Consider the following 252-nt stretch of genomic DNA (forward strand, 5'->3'; position numbering starts at 1 on the left):
GTGAAACCTCGTTCAGCCCCATTTCCTTGCGAATTTCATTTAGCTTCGGAATTACCCATTCGGGTAGTGCCGGCATTACTCCGCCTAAGTATTCCCAGTTTACGAGGTCTTTGGAACGTCTGCCGTGAAAGTGTCCACCGGCTGTATGCGCATTGCCGTAAGAGGCGTCCGTCTGATACATATAGTAATATCCGTCTTCGGCTAGCACCACGGTGGGATCGTGTACGTTTGCTAAGTTCCATTGATTGCGTT

1 protein-coding gene is annotated in these 252 nt (G+C 49.6%); it reads right to left on the reverse strand.

Going from position 1 to position 252, the window contains the following annotated elements:
* The coding region (locus LJE11_RS19575) for a hypothetical protein (protein ID WP_331466317.1) at positions 1–208 on the reverse strand (208 nt) is incomplete at its 3' end.
* Positions 209–252 lie beyond the last annotated feature (44 nt).

It is taken from the genome of Blautia sp. DFI.1.216, assembly GCF_020594215.1.
Classification (GTDB): Bacteria; Bacillota; Clostridia; order Lachnospirales; family Lachnospiraceae; genus Blautia_A; species Blautia_A wexlerae.